Below are 13762 nucleotides of genomic sequence, written 5' to 3'. Positions count from 1 at the left end.
GGACAACGAATGAAGACTGAAGTTATCGTAGAAACCCCTACTCACAAGTGGTTGTATTTTGGGCGCGATCCTGAGCGCAATGACAAGATTATTGATACCAATCAGTACCTAGTTCAAAGTGGCCACCAATCCTTATTGATGGACCCTGGTGGGATCGAATTATTTGCGCCTATGCTGGCAAGCTTAGTGCGCCACTTACCTATAGAGCACCTCACCTATCTATTTGCCTCGCATCAAGACCCAGATATTATTTCGTCTTTAGGTTTATGGGATCAAACGCTGCCGAAAGCTAAGCTTTACTCGCCTTGGCTATGGGAGAGTTTTATTCGCCACTTTGGCATGAATAATATTAAGTTTGAGCCGATTGCCGATGAAGGCGGCAAATTACTGGTGGGCGAAGTTGAATTACAGTTTATTCCTGCCCACTACTTACATTCATCCGGCAACATGCATGTTTATGACCCTATAGCCAAAGTGCTTATGTCTGGTGATGTTGGCGCCGCCCTTGAAGATGATAATCCGGGGATATATGTGGATAATTTCCATAGCCACACGCAAAAAATGCAGTTTTTCCATCAACGTTGGATGCCTTCCAACCGTGCCAAAGATAATTGGATAGCAAGAGTGCGCAGTTTAGATATTCAATATATGTGCCCGCAACATGGGCGCATATTTAGGGGCGAGCAGGTCAAACAATTCTTAGATTGGTTTGCAGCCCTCGATGTAGGTATCGCCAGTTGAGCTCTCACGTTTTGGGATTAAAGAGCTAACTTTGTTCAGCCTATTTGATGTTTACTGCCTAATGCTGCATGTGTAAATCTAAGCCGCCACTAAATGACGGCTTAGTGATATCTATCATCTTTAGCCAATGTAGCCATTGTGCTAGCTCTCGATTTCAGCAACAAATAACACTACTTTTTAGCAACAATGGTAATGAGCCACAGCCAAGCACTGTCTTTATTATAAGACAATCGCCAGCGCCAAACCTTTGTACAAAATTAGCTTGCACAGCTACGAATAACTGGGTGAGCCAGCATTTACCATTATCAGCACCAGTGCTTTTTCAACAACAATAATCCGTAATTTACTGCCAATAGATTAATGAAATGAGACATCCATCATCAAAAAACTTATATCATTACACCATCAACAAGCTAATATCGCCTCGTTAAACCGCATGTATATAAGTAATTATTAAAATAAAACGATGAGGTTGATAAAATGAGTCACATTTTAGTTAAAGGCTTGGTTGCTGCTGCTGTTCTCTCGGCATTAGTCGGTTGTAATGACAATGATGATAATAGCAACACCAGTTGTGGTGAAAATTGTACCCGTTTCACCATTTTACATACCAACGATAACCATGGTCGTTTCTGGCAAAACGAAGATGGTGAATACGGCATGGCTGCCCGTAAAACCCTAATCGATCAAATTCGGAATGAAGTACAACGTAATGGCGGTGAAGTATTACTGCTCTCTGGCGGTGATATTAATACCGGCGTACCAGAATCAGACATGCAAAATGCTGTGCCTGATTTTATCGGTATGAACCTGATTGGTTATGATGCTATGGCCGTCGGTAATCATGAATTTGATAATTCCTTAGATATCTTAGATATGCAGGCACAATTAGCTAAATTCCCTATGCTTGCCGCTAATATTTACCTTAGAGATAATCAAGGCCAGCCAACGGGTGAGCGCCTGTTTGATGCTTACCGCGTCTTTGATGTTAACGGCTTAAAAATCGCAGTGATTGGTTTAACCACTAAAGATACGGCCCATTTGGTGAATCCAAGTAATATCGCCACGATTCATTTTGCCGATCCAAAGATAGAAATTCAAAAGACCCTCAAAGAAATTGAAGCTAATGAAAAAGTGGACTTAGTGTTTGCCACCACTCACATGGGTCACTATGCCGATGGCAACCATGGCACTGAAGCCCCTGGTGATGTGTTACTGGCGCGCTCAGTGGCGGAAGGTAAGCTGCAGGCCATTATTGGTGGTCACTCACAAAACCCTGTGTGTATGGAGCCAGATAACAAGAACTATGCAGATTTCAAACCGGGCAATGATTGCCGCCCAGATCAGCAAAATGGAACTTGGATCATGCAAGCTCATGAATGGGGCAAGTATGTTGGCCGCGCTGATTTTGAAATGAAAGATGGCAAGCTCGACTTAGTCAGCTACGACTTAGTTCCTGTAAATCTGCTAGTAAAAGATGCTAATGGCAATAAGGTTTTAGTGGGCGATAAAATCGAGCAAGACTCAGCAGTACTAGAAGAGCTTCAATACTATAAAGATAAAGGTCAAAAATTACTCGATGTTAAGATTTCCCATACCGATGCTAAGCTCAACGGCGATCGTGACATGGTTCGTAGCCAACAAACTAACTTAGGTTGGTTACTGGGTGAAGCTTACCGCAGCTATCACTTAGTCGATGCCGATTTTGGCGTAATGAACTCAGGTGGCATCCGCGCTTCTATCGAAGCTGGCGATATCGCTTACCGTGATGTGTTAACCGTGCAGCCATTTGGTAACTTCGTGACTAAGGCGACTATGACAGGTGCCGAAGTCGCTAAGTACTTAGGTGAAGTCGGTACCAAAACTGGCGGCGCTTATGCGCAGTTGAAAAATATTTCAGTCACTATCTATTGCGATTCTAAAACTGCAGACATCAGTGAAATCAATGGCAAGACATTCTCACCGACTGAAACCTATAGCTTCTCTATCATCAGCTTTAGCGCCGATGGTGGTGATGGTTATCCTAAAATTGACGTGTTAGATACCCAGCAAACCGATGCTGCGGTACTGCGCGACTATTTTGAGAAAAACCCAAATATCATAGCTGCTGATTTCGAGCCAATTCCTGGCAAGGTTGCCCATGTTAAAAGTGGTGTGACTGTCAACAACTGTGGCGTAAAGTAATTTAGCTAAGAACTATTCCAGCCTTAGTCATACAGTTGAAAAAACTTATGATTGTTGGCTGGGGTAGTAAATATCAGTGTTACAGCAAAGCTGCTACCTAATCTAGCTTGCAATAGTAGAATGCATCTATTAGCTGTGCCGATATCAGCAACCGTGTTATTAATATCGCCACAGCTAATATATCCGCAACTAATAAATAGCGTTAAATATATACAACCTAACTATATATAGCCTCAATATACACAGTCCCAATTACTGTCTTAAATACAATCAATCGACCTAAATTACGCCTCACTAAATCAAGCCTCCATTTATCAACTCAAACTAGTTTAGCTTAAACTTTATTCGAACCTTCCTTTGTCTTAATGAATTTAAAAATCATTATTTAAAAAAAATTGCCAAGCTGCTTGAATATTTATTTAATCGGAGTATATTCACCAAAATTTGATTTTTGCCCTAACAATGCATCGTATGATTAACATGGAAATTAACCCTGTGATCCTTAACAGCTCGAACAAGATGATTATTACTGCTGTTAACCGCCTCCCCTCAGGCGGGGCGTCTGTATTGCTATTGTTGGCAAGAAAATGAATAAACCTCCTATTGGAGGTTTTTTTTTGGGTTCACCGCCAAGGAAATAACTATGCCTAATCCGCTGTATAACAAACATATCATCTCTATTCCTGAGCTATCACGCCAAGAAATGGAGTTAGTCGTCGCAACCGCTGGTCAATTAAAAGTTGAGCCAAGACCTGAGCTACTAAAACATAAAGTGATTGCCAGCTGCTTTTTTGAAGCATCCACTCGCACTCGTTTATCCTTTGAAACTGCAGTGCAGCGCTTAGGTGGCAGTGTCATTGGCTTCCCTGATGGCGGCAATACTTCAGCAGGTAAAAAAGGCGAAACCTTAGCGGATTCAGTGCGAGTGATTTCATCCTATGTCGATGCCTTTATCATGCGCCACCCACGTGAAGGTGCCGCGCGCCTCGCCTCTGAATTCTCAGCAGGCGTGCCCATTATTAACGGTGGCGATGGCGCCAATCAGCACCCAACTCAGACCTTACTGGATTTATTCAGTATTTATGAGACCCAAGGCCGCTTAGATAATTTACATATTGCTATGGTCGGGGATTTAAAATATGGCCGTACGGTGCACTCTCTCGCCCAAGCCCTATCCAAATTTAGCAATAACCGCTTTTATTTTATTGCGCCTGATGTTTTAGCTATGCCTGACTATATATTAAAAACCGTAGAAGATGCTGGCATGGAATATAGCATTCACGCCACGATTGATGAGGTGGTGCCACAACTTGATATTCTGTATATGACGCGCGTACAAAAAGAGCGTTTTGATGAGTCGGAATATGCCCATATTAAGTCAGCCTTTATTCTATCCACTGACAATCTCACTCATGCTAAAAGCAATCTTAAAGTGTTGCACCCTTTACCGCGAGTGGATGAAATTAGCGTTGATGTGGATAAGACCCCTCATGCCTATTATTTCGAGCAAGCTGAAAACGGGGTGTATGCCCGCCAAGCCTTGTTAGCATTAGTCTTAAACGAACACATTTAATAGGAGTCGTCATGAGTAACGATAATCATCTGCAGGTTGAAGCCATTAAAGATGGCACTGTCATTGACCACATCCCTGCCAATGTCGGTTTTAAAGTGATTAAGCTGTTTAAGCTGCAAAACTCTGAAGAGCGCGTCACTATTGGTTTAAATTTACCCTCATCAGCCTTGGGGCGTAAAGATTTAATCAAGATTGAAAACATTTGGTTTAGTGAAGCCCAAGCGCAGCGCTTAGCCTTGTACGCACCCGATGCGACGGTTAACAAAATCGAGAACTATCAAGTCGTTGCTAAGTTGCCGCTAAACTTACCTAGCCATATTACTGGGGTGTTTAGCTGCCCTAATACTAACTGTATTACCCATGTTGAGCCGGCGGTTGAAACCCGCTTTGGCGTTACACTTAAGCAAGGTGATATTCAGTTAAGCTGCAAATATTGCGAGAAAGTATTTAGCCGCGATGTAGTGACTGAGCGCGATTAATCCGCCCGCGATAAACAATAACGGCGCCTAATGGCGCCGTTATTATTTATTAAAGGATTACCGCTTCAGCTCACGACTTACGCAGCACACGCTTACGCTATGCCAGTGAAACCCAGCCTTAATGCAAACGCGTTGATTTTAAACGATTGGCATTCATCACCACAGTTAAGGATGATAACGCCATTGCCCCGCCCGCGACGACTGGGCTTAATAAAATCCCAAACACTGGAAATAACACCCCAGCGGCAATAGGAATACCTAAGGTATTGTAAATAAAGGCGCCAAATAGGTTTTGTTTGATATTACGCATACTGGCACGAGACAATGCCAGCGCGTCCACTAAGGTCATTAACTGATGTGATAGCAAGGTAATATCCGCACTTTCAATGGCGACTTCAGTGCCTGAGCCCATAGCAATACCGACATCGCTACTCATCAAGGCTGGCGCATCATTAATGCCATCCCCCACCATAGCAACCACTTCGCCCTGGCGCTGTAAATCTAAAACGACGGCTTGTTTTTCATGGGGTAAGACTTGGGCGATCACTTCATCAATACCCACCTTTTTGGCCACGGCTTGCGCTGTGACTTGATTATCCCCAGATAACATCACTACCCGCAGCCCTTGCTGCTTAAGCTTAGTAACTGCCTCTTTCGCATCGGCTTTGAGCGGATCGCTAATCATGATTAACGCGACTAACTCGCCACTGGCGCCAACCCACACCGGGGTTTTACCTTCAGCAGTAAATGCCAATTGCTGCGCGTCAACCTCAGCGCTAATAGCTATATCATGGTTTAACATCAAACTTTGATTACCCACCAGCCAAGTAGCAGCCCCAATGTTGGCGCTCAGCCCTTGACCTTGATGGTTAATAAAATCAGTCACATCAGCCTGATTGCTAGCATGACTTGCAAGAACACTCGCGCTATCAATAATCGCGGCCGCAAGTGGGTGGGATGAGGCCATCTCAAGACTTGCCACCTTGCTTAGCACTTGCTCTTGAGTCAAGGCTGCATTAACAGATGATGCTTGATTAAACAGCATTATGTCAGTGACTTGCGGCTTACCTAAGGTAATAGTGCCCGTCTTGTCTAATACCACAGTGGTGACTTTACTGGCAGTTTGTAGCGCTTCACCATTTTTAATCAGCACTCCCATTTGCGCCGCGCGCCCCACCGCCACCATGATAGACATAGGCGTTGCTAACCCTAATGCACACGGGCAAGCAATGATTAACACGCTCACTAATACCACTAAGGCGTGGCTCAAGGCTGGCGTTGGGCCAAAACCGAGCCAGATGGCGCTTGCCAGCAGCGCAATCACTACCACTACAGGCACAAAATAGGCGGCTATTTTATCGGTTAAGCGGCCAATGGGCATTTTCGAGGTTTGCGCTTCTTGCACTAAGCTGATGATTTTAGCAAGTTTGGTGTCGCTCGCTATGGCAGAGACTTGATAGGTCAAGGCGCCATTGCCATTAACTGTGCCAGCGCTCACGCCATCGCCTAAGGCTTTGCTCACAGCTAAAGGCTCTCCCGTTAACATGGACTCATCCAGTAAACTTTCGCCACTGACAACTACGCCATCAAGGGCGACTCTATCCCCTGGTTTTAATCTAAGCACGTCACCTAAGGCTAAATCACTAATGGCGACCACTTCATCGCCTTGCGGGCCAACACGCACAGCAGTATTGGCTTGCAGCCCTAAGAGTTTTTGCACGGCTTCACTAGTTTTACCGCGAGCTCTAAGCTCAAGCGCGTGGCCTAAATTAATCAGGCCTAAAATCATGACGCTGGCTTCAAAATACACATGGCCAGTGCCTGCGGGAAATACCTCAGGCACTAGCACCACTAACATAGAAAACAGCCAAGCACTGGCGGTACCTAAGGCAATTAAGGTGTCCATATTGGCAGACTTAGCCTTTAATGAACGCCAAAATCCGCGGTAAAAATGGCTACCCGTTAGCACCATTAACGCCAAGGTTAACAGTCCCACTATCCCCCAGCCTAATTGCGATGCACTTGAATCTATGGTCATGCTGCCACCGAGCAGCCCCCACAGCATTAACGGCACTCCCGCCGCTAAACCAAAGCCCGCTTGCCAAATACGAGTGCGATACTGCGCCTTATCGTGGCGCGCTTTATCAGCCGCCGCTTGACTCGCATCAACAATCAACTGCCCTTGAAAACCGACCGACGCTAAGATAGCTAACACTTGCGCATCATCAGTGGCGCCGCTGATGCGCACTTGTTTGTCCGCCAAATTTACTTTGGCATCAAGCCCAGATTGCTTAGCAAAGGCTTGCTCGATTTTAGCTACGCAGCTAGCGCAGCTCATCTCGGCGACAAATAAGGTCATCACAGAGGATGAATGAGTTGCGTGCTCTGGTTTTGGCTCAGGTGCTTGCTCTGGCGCTTGCTCAGACACTTGCTTAGCGGGAATAGCTGGAGTTAACTCGCGCGCATTTGCATTAGTCGCAGTAGTTGCATCATTAATCAGCTCAGCAGGATATCCCGCGGTGGCTAAGCTTGCCATTAAGGCGCTCGCGCTCAAGTCACTCTTAACGCTTAAGATTTTTTGCTCGAAATCTGCGCTTATGTCACGCGCCTCATTTAAGGCGGCGCGGATCTTGTTAAGACAATTATTGCAATTCATCTTAGGCACATGAAATTGCAGTAAGTTTGATGCTTCAGCTAGCGCCGGCGCAGTTGTCTCAGTTTGAACTTGTGTAGCTGCTGCATCTGCTTCTAACCTTGGTGCTTGCGCATCAGGCAGGACAGTCCATTGATAACCGCCGATAGACAGCGCCGCTTTGGCAGCGCCCAAACTAATATCACCATTCAGACTCACGGATTTAGTTGCTACCTCAGTGGTAACCACAACCTCGGCAAATGCCGGATTATCGTTAAATAACGCTTGGATCCGTTTGGCGCAGTTGCCACACTTCATATTGGCAATGTGAAAATGAATACTCGACATACTGACTCCAGCTAAGGGCCGTTGAATAACTAATGGCGACAGAGTAAAGTCTCCCCCAAGTGGAGAGTCAAGCCTAGAGGCATTAATTGATGAAAATTGGTGAAGTAGCAAGCAAAACTGGCATGTCTATCAAGAGCATACGTTATTACCATGACATAGGCTTAATCCAAGCTCGGCGTACTGACAATGGCTATCGCGATTACTTAGACTCTGATGTTGCCGCACTGGCCTTTGTTAACCATTGCCGTCAACTAGGCTTTGGTTTAGATGAGTGCCGCGAATTATTATCACTTAAACAAAACCAGCAGCGCACCGCCAAAGAAGTGCAACGTTTGGCTAAAGCTCATTTAGATGAAGTCAATCAGCGCATAGTGCAACTGCAAAGCTTAGCTGGCGAGTTAGGTCAATTAATTCAGCAATGCCGCGGTGATGATGGTCATGATTGCGCCATCATCAATGGTTTAGGTAAAAGTTTGGAAGACACCTGCGAAGCAAAATGCGAGCAACTAACGCGATGAAACAAGCGGTATGAATCAATGCGGTATGATGCAGTGCCAAAAATACAATGCGAGTTAAACCTGCGCTACATCAGCCCTTTGATTTGCGGCTGAATTTAGCTTTGAACCAGTGCAAGGTCGCCAGTTGATCTTGCGTTGATAAGCCAAAGAAAATACACGCCCAAGGCGATAGTAAAAATAGCCAAGAAATAGATTCAGTCGAGCGACCGCTAATTAAAAGATACAAAAAGCCTAAATAAATCACCAGCACGCCAGCAATACCCACCACGAGCAGCATTCGCTTAGTCCAGCGCTCAATGAGTTGTGCTAGTGCTCCCATCTGTACTCCAAGTGTGTGTCAATTACCGCGGTAAACCTCTGCCAATAGCACTCTTAATTGAACTATATAGGCCAACTGTAAACTGGGTCATTGTTAAATTGAACAAAAAACTTGTCAACATAAAATATGCAAGCCATTGACACATATAAATAAGGCCCGCCAATGCGAGCCTTATTTATTACCAAAAACCAAGATTACATGGTCAAGCCGCCGTCAATATCAATCACGCAGCCATTGATGTAATCATTTTCTATGATAAAGCGTGCGGTTTTGGCGATTTCTGACGGTTCACCTAAACGCCCAACTGGCACAGATTGAGTTAATCGACCTAAAGCTTCTGGCTTCATGCCTGCCGTCATGTTGGTCGCTATCACGCCTGGCGCAATGGCAGCGGCGCGAATATTGTGACGACTTAACTCTTTTGCCCAGCCCATGGCCATGGACGCAACACCTGCCTTTGAGGCTGAGTAATTGCTTTGACCAATATTGCCCATACGCGCAATGCTGGAGATATTAATAATCACCCCAGCTTGCTTAGAGGTAATCATGGCGGCAGCCGCTTCACGGCCACACAGGAAGCTACCAATCAAGTTGACATCGATAACAGATTGGAACTGTTGCAATGACATTCTGTCGGTGATCACTCCGTCTTTGGCTTTTAGCAGCATGCCATCGCGCAAAATTCCAGCGTTATTAATCAAGACGTTAATTTGGCCAAAATCTTCCAAAATATACTGAAATACCGATACCACATCTTCTTCATCGGTAATATCAAGTGCATAACCTTGTACTTCAACCCCAGGGTTAGCAGCAGCTAAGTCGGCACAAGAGTTTTCAAGCTTGTTTTGATCGCTATCAATAATCGCTAATTTGGCGCCCGCGGCGGCAAATTCATTCGCCATCGCCAGCCCCAAACCACCAGCACCACCAGTGATCACTACGACTTTATTGGTTAACTCCATATGCATCCCTCATAAGTCACTTTACCTGATTAGCAAAGTGCTCAAAAATACTAGAAAAATCTAACATACCATTGCCCTCACGAGCATGGCTGACATATATATTGCGGGCTAAAGCGCCCATAGGTGTACTCGAACCGCTGGCTAATGAAGTAGCCATCGCTAAACCTAAATCTTTCACCATCAAGTTCACCATAAAGCCACCTTGGTAACCTTTTGACGACGGAACTTGCGGCATGACTCCAGGACAGGGATTATATTTATCTAACGTCCAATTACCACCACTGCTTACTTTCATTATGTCAGACAACACCTTAGGATCAAGTCCATTGTCTATACCTAAGGCTAAAGATTCGCTGGTCGCTATCATTAATACTGATAACAGCATGTTGTTACAGATTTTTGCGACTTGCCCCGCGCCCGCCCCTCCTGCATGAAATATATTCATGCCCATATTGCTAAGTACAGGTTTAGCGCGCTCAAAGGCGTTATCACTGCCGCCACATATAAAGGTGAGAGTCGCAGCCGCAGCCCCTGCTGTGCCGCCAGACACCGGGGCATCAATAAAATCTAGACCAAGCTTATTTGCTGCCGCGGCCACAGTGCGCGCGGCATCGGCTTCTATGGTGGAGCTATCTATGAGTAAACAGTGAGGGCCCACTATGTCAAGTAAGCCCTTGTGGGTGTCATCGCCTAGGTACAAGCTCAGCACATGTTTACCTGCTGGCAACATGGTAATAACTACATCTGCGCCGGCAGCAGCGCCGCAGGCCGATTTTGCCAGTAAGCCGCCTTGCTCAGCAAAATGAGTTAACGCCTCTTGGCTTAAATCAAAGCCTGTAACCGTGTGCCCCGCTTTCAGCAAGTTAACGGCCATAGGCCCACCCATGTTACCTAATCCAATAAATCCAATGCTTGCCATAACTGTCCTTATCATTGCTTACAAATGTTTAAGTGGGTGACTCTCTAGCCATGGGGAGGTCAGTAGCTTGCTTAGCATGGCATCCGTAACCTCTGACACTTGACTCACTTGCCATACTGGCATCTTGTCCTTATCTATCAGTAACGCTCGCACGCCTTCAATAAAATCACCATGAAGTGTGCAATTGGCGCTCCAATCCAGCTCTTGACGAAAGCAAGCCGCCAGTGACTTATCTGTGCCCAATTGCGATTGCTTAAAACCTAAATGAATACTGAGTGGACTGCCGGCCAAATAGTTAGCCCGCGCCTTAGCTAACCAATCAAAGTCGGCGCTAAGCGCGTTGAGTTTGCTATCTATCTCTAACAAACTGCCGCTCATGAGCTCATCAAGCAGCGCTTGATGCTTTTTAAGCGGACTAATGGTTAAGGTTCTGCCTAATTGATTACGCAGCGCCACTAAGACATCACTGAACTTTTGCTTATTGAGGCTAGTATTCATGCCCCAATTAACTTCAGCTAATTTATCCAGTAGTAACTGTTTGTCATCGCGCAATAAATAATGCGTGGCAAGGCCGGTATATAAACAATCGGCAGCTTTGAGCGGGTAAGCAGTTAGCGCCACAAATAACCCAAGCTTACCCGGCATGCGATTTAAGAAATAACTGCCGCCAACATCAGGGTATAAACCTATGCTGACTTCTGGCATGGCGATACGCGAAAACTCAGTCACAACTCGGTGACTGGCACCCACCATCAGGCCTAAACCGCCGCCCATCACTATGCCATCGCCCCACACCAGCAAAGGTTTTCCAAAGGTATGGATTAAATAATCGAGCTGATATTCTTCACTAAAAAATTCAGTGACGGCATCAGCTATGTTGCCGTCGCTATCTTTTGCCGCTTGATAAAGGGCGCGAATATCGCCGCCCGCACAGAAGGCCTTATCGCTACTGCCATCTAAAATAACCGCCACTGTGGTGTCATCTTGCTGCCATGCCCGCAATTGGCGCATTAATGCTTTCACCATGTCGAGATTTAACGCATTAAGCGCCGCTTCCACATTGAGTGTCGCTATCCCTATGTGTTTACCACAAGCTGTGCCTAGGCTTTGAAAAACTACATCATTAGTGGCCATTAGCAGTTCTTCCATTGCGCTGGGCGCTTTTCTAAAAAGGCAGTAACGCCTTCGCTTTGATCTTCAGTATCAAATAAACCGATAAAGAGTTCTCGCTCTATGGGCAGCGCTTGGTTACGCGGCATGGCGCGACCCGCTTGAATTAACTGTTTACAGACGGCGACACTGCTTGGGCTTTGTTTCGCCACCGACATAGCCATGGCGATAGCGGCATTGAAAGATTCGCCCTTTTCCACCACTTGCTCAACTAAGCCTATGGCTTCGGCGCGCTTAGCATCAAGGCGTTCACCACATAAAATCATGCGTTTAGCCCAGCCTTCGCCCACTAACGCCGTTAAATTTTGGGTGCCACCAGCGCATGGCAATAAACCTACCGCAGCTTCTGGTAAGGCCAAAATGGCCTGCGCCTCAGCAATGCGGATATCGCAAGCTAACGCCACTTCTAAGCCCCCGCCCATGGCATAACCATTAATGGCCGCAATCGACACCCCGCGAAATTCACTTAAGGTTTCAAAGGCATCACCAAAGGCCATGGCCATAATGGCAGCCGTACCTTTATCGCCATCGGCAAACACGCTTAAATCGGCGCCGGCTGAAAAGAACTTATCCCCTTCACCGGTTAACACTAAGGCATAGATATCGGGATCACTATTAAGCTCAAGTACCAGATTACGCAGACGAATAAGGCCATCAGTCGTCCAAGTATTGGCCGGCGGCTGACTGATGGTGAGAATGGCGATGTGCTCTTGCACTGTCATTTTTATTTGCGTCATTATGCTTCCTTAACGAATTGGGTTAGCTTGCTCATCTAATAAACGTCTAGCGATAATTAATCGCATGATTTCATTGGTGCCTTCCAAAATTTGATGCACGCGCACATCGCGGAAAAAACGCTCTAATGGGTATTCACGAATGTAACCGTAACCGCCATGCAATTGCAGGGCGCTGTCACAGACTTTAAAGCCAACATCTGTGGCAAAGCGTTTGGCCATAGCGCAATAGGCGGTGGCTTCGGGGTCTTGTTCATCCAATTTACTGGCCGCTAAACGCACCATTTGCCGCGCCGCCACCAACTCGGTTGCCATATCGGCTAAGGTAAATTGCAACGCCTGAAACGCCGCTAACGGCTTACCAAATTGCCGACGTTCATTAAGATATTGAGTCGCTCTATTAAGCGCTGCTTGCGCTGTGCCCACCGAGCAAGTCGCGATATTAATGCGCCCGCCATCAAGTCCTTTCATGGCTAAGGTAAAGCCTTGGCCTTCAGCGCCTAACAGGTGAGAAACCGGCACGCGCACATTATCAAAAGTCACTAAGCGTGTGGGCTGGGCGTTCCAACCCATTTTTTTCTCTGCCTTGCCATAAATAATCCCAGCGGTATCTGCTGGCACAGCAATGGCAGAAATGCCTTTGGGGCCAATCTCTCCAGTGCGGCACATAACCACTAGCATTTCAGTGGCGCCGGCCCCTGAAATAAACATCTTGACGCCATTAATCACATAATCATTACCGTCTCGGCTAGCTTTGGTGGTTAAGGCGGCAGCATCACTGCCAGCGCCAGGCTCAGTTAAACAGTAAGAGGCTAACTTTTGCCCTGAGGTGAGAGCTTCGCTCCACGCTTGGCGCAGCTCTTTCGTGCCCCAAGTAGTGATCATCCAAGTGGCCATATTATGAATAGTCAGCATGGCAGTCGTGGCAGTGCAGCCTTCGGCTAATGCCTCAAAAATTAACGAGGAGTCTAAGCGCGACAAGCCCAAACCGCCCTCAGATTCTGGTGAATAGAGACCACAAAATCCCAACTCGCCCGCCTTATGTAAGGTCGCTTTGGGGAAGATATGCTCCTCATCCCACTTGGCCGCAAAAGGCGCTAATTCTTGCTGACTAAATTGACTCGCAAGCTCAACAAACTGACGTTGGTCGTCATTAAGATTAAAATCCATAAACATTCTCCAA

The 13762-nt window shown here is 46.2% G+C and carries 12 protein-coding genes; 5 read left to right on the top strand and 7 right to left on the bottom strand.

The window, feature by feature from the left end; translation table 11 throughout:
• The first annotated feature begins 9 nt into the window (after positions 1-9).
• The 4 genes from FJQ87_RS07575 to pyrI all read left to right on the top strand — a co-directional run bounded on the left by FJQ87_RS07575 (position 10) and on the right by pyrI (position 4977).
• Positions 10-741: an MBL fold metallo-hydrolase gene (locus FJQ87_RS07575; protein WP_140932060.1), complete on the top strand. Its 732-nt coding sequence runs from the start codon at positions 10-12 to the stop codon at positions 739-741.
• 480 nt (positions 742-1221) lie between these two features.
• Positions 1222-2925 carry a bifunctional UDP-sugar hydrolase/5'-nucleotidase UshA gene (gene ushA / locus FJQ87_RS07570; RefSeq protein WP_140932058.1) on the top strand — a complete coding sequence of 568 codons (1704 nt, stop codon included), beginning with the start codon at positions 1222-1224 and terminating at the stop codon, positions 2923-2925.
• Positions 2926-3568: 643 nt separating this feature from the next.
• Complete coding sequence (gene pyrB, locus FJQ87_RS07565; RefSeq protein WP_140932056.1) at positions 3569-4498, top strand: aspartate carbamoyltransferase; 930 nt, start codon at positions 3569-3571, stop codon at positions 4496-4498.
• Between the two features lie 11 nt (positions 4499-4509).
• Positions 4510-4977 (top strand): aspartate carbamoyltransferase regulatory subunit, encoded by a 468-nt coding sequence (gene pyrI / locus FJQ87_RS07560; protein ID WP_140932054.1) that lies wholly within the window; start codon positions 4510-4512, stop codon positions 4975-4977.
• A 118-nt stretch (positions 4978-5095) separates the two neighbouring features.
• Here pyrI and FJQ87_RS07555 read toward each other — a convergent pair whose 3' ends face one another.
• Entirely contained in the window at positions 5096-7336 is a 2241-nt protein-coding gene (locus tag FJQ87_RS07555; protein WP_140934032.1) for a heavy metal translocating P-type ATPase, read from the bottom strand.
• Positions 7337-8046: 710 nt separating this feature from the next.
• Here FJQ87_RS07555 and FJQ87_RS07550 point away from each other — a divergent pair.
• On the top strand, positions 8047-8475 hold the full coding sequence (locus FJQ87_RS07550) for a MerR family DNA-binding protein (RefSeq protein ID WP_140932052.1): 429 nt from the start codon (positions 8047-8049) through the stop codon (positions 8473-8475).
• Positions 8476-8545: 70 nt separating this feature from the next.
• On the opposite strand, the gene FJQ87_RS07545 is transcribed toward FJQ87_RS07550, so the two are convergent.
• From FJQ87_RS07545 to FJQ87_RS07520, 6 genes are all read right to left on the bottom strand, one after another.
• Positions 8546-8794, bottom strand: coding sequence for a hypothetical protein (locus FJQ87_RS07545; RefSeq protein ID WP_140932050.1), 249 nt, complete (start codon positions 8792-8794; stop codon positions 8546-8548).
• A gap of 194 nt (positions 8795-8988) precedes the next feature.
• On the bottom strand, positions 8989-9756 hold the full coding sequence (locus FJQ87_RS07540) for an SDR family oxidoreductase (RefSeq protein WP_140932048.1): 768 nt from the start codon (positions 9754-9756) through the stop codon (positions 8989-8991).
• Positions 9757-9772: 16 nt separating this feature from the next.
• Positions 9773-10675: a 3-hydroxyisobutyrate dehydrogenase gene (gene mmsB / locus FJQ87_RS07535; protein ID WP_140932046.1), complete on the bottom strand. Its 903-nt coding sequence runs from the start codon at positions 10673-10675 to the stop codon at positions 9773-9775.
• 18 nt (positions 10676-10693) lie between these two features.
• The gene (locus FJQ87_RS07530) at positions 10694-11809 is read right to left on the bottom strand and encodes an enoyl-CoA hydratase/isomerase family protein (protein WP_240778868.1); all 1116 of its coding nucleotides are present in this window, start codon (positions 11807-11809) and stop codon (positions 10694-10696) included.
• Positions 11809-12582: an enoyl-CoA hydratase gene (locus FJQ87_RS07525; protein ID WP_140932042.1), complete on the bottom strand. Its 774-nt coding sequence runs from the start codon at positions 12580-12582 to the stop codon at positions 11809-11811. The genes FJQ87_RS07530 and FJQ87_RS07525 overlap by 1 nt, the downstream gene beginning before the upstream one ends.
• Positions 12583-12591: 9 nt before the next feature.
• Entirely contained in the window at positions 12592-13749 is a 1158-nt protein-coding gene (locus FJQ87_RS07520; RefSeq protein WP_140932040.1) for an acyl-CoA dehydrogenase family protein, read from the bottom strand.
• Positions 13750-13762 lie beyond the last annotated feature (13 nt).

Source organism: Shewanella sp. SNU WT4, assembly GCF_006494715.1.
In the GTDB taxonomy this organism is placed as follows: domain Bacteria; phylum Pseudomonadota; class Gammaproteobacteria; order Enterobacterales; family Shewanellaceae; genus Shewanella.
This window is presented reverse-complemented; position numbering and strand designations above follow the sequence as displayed.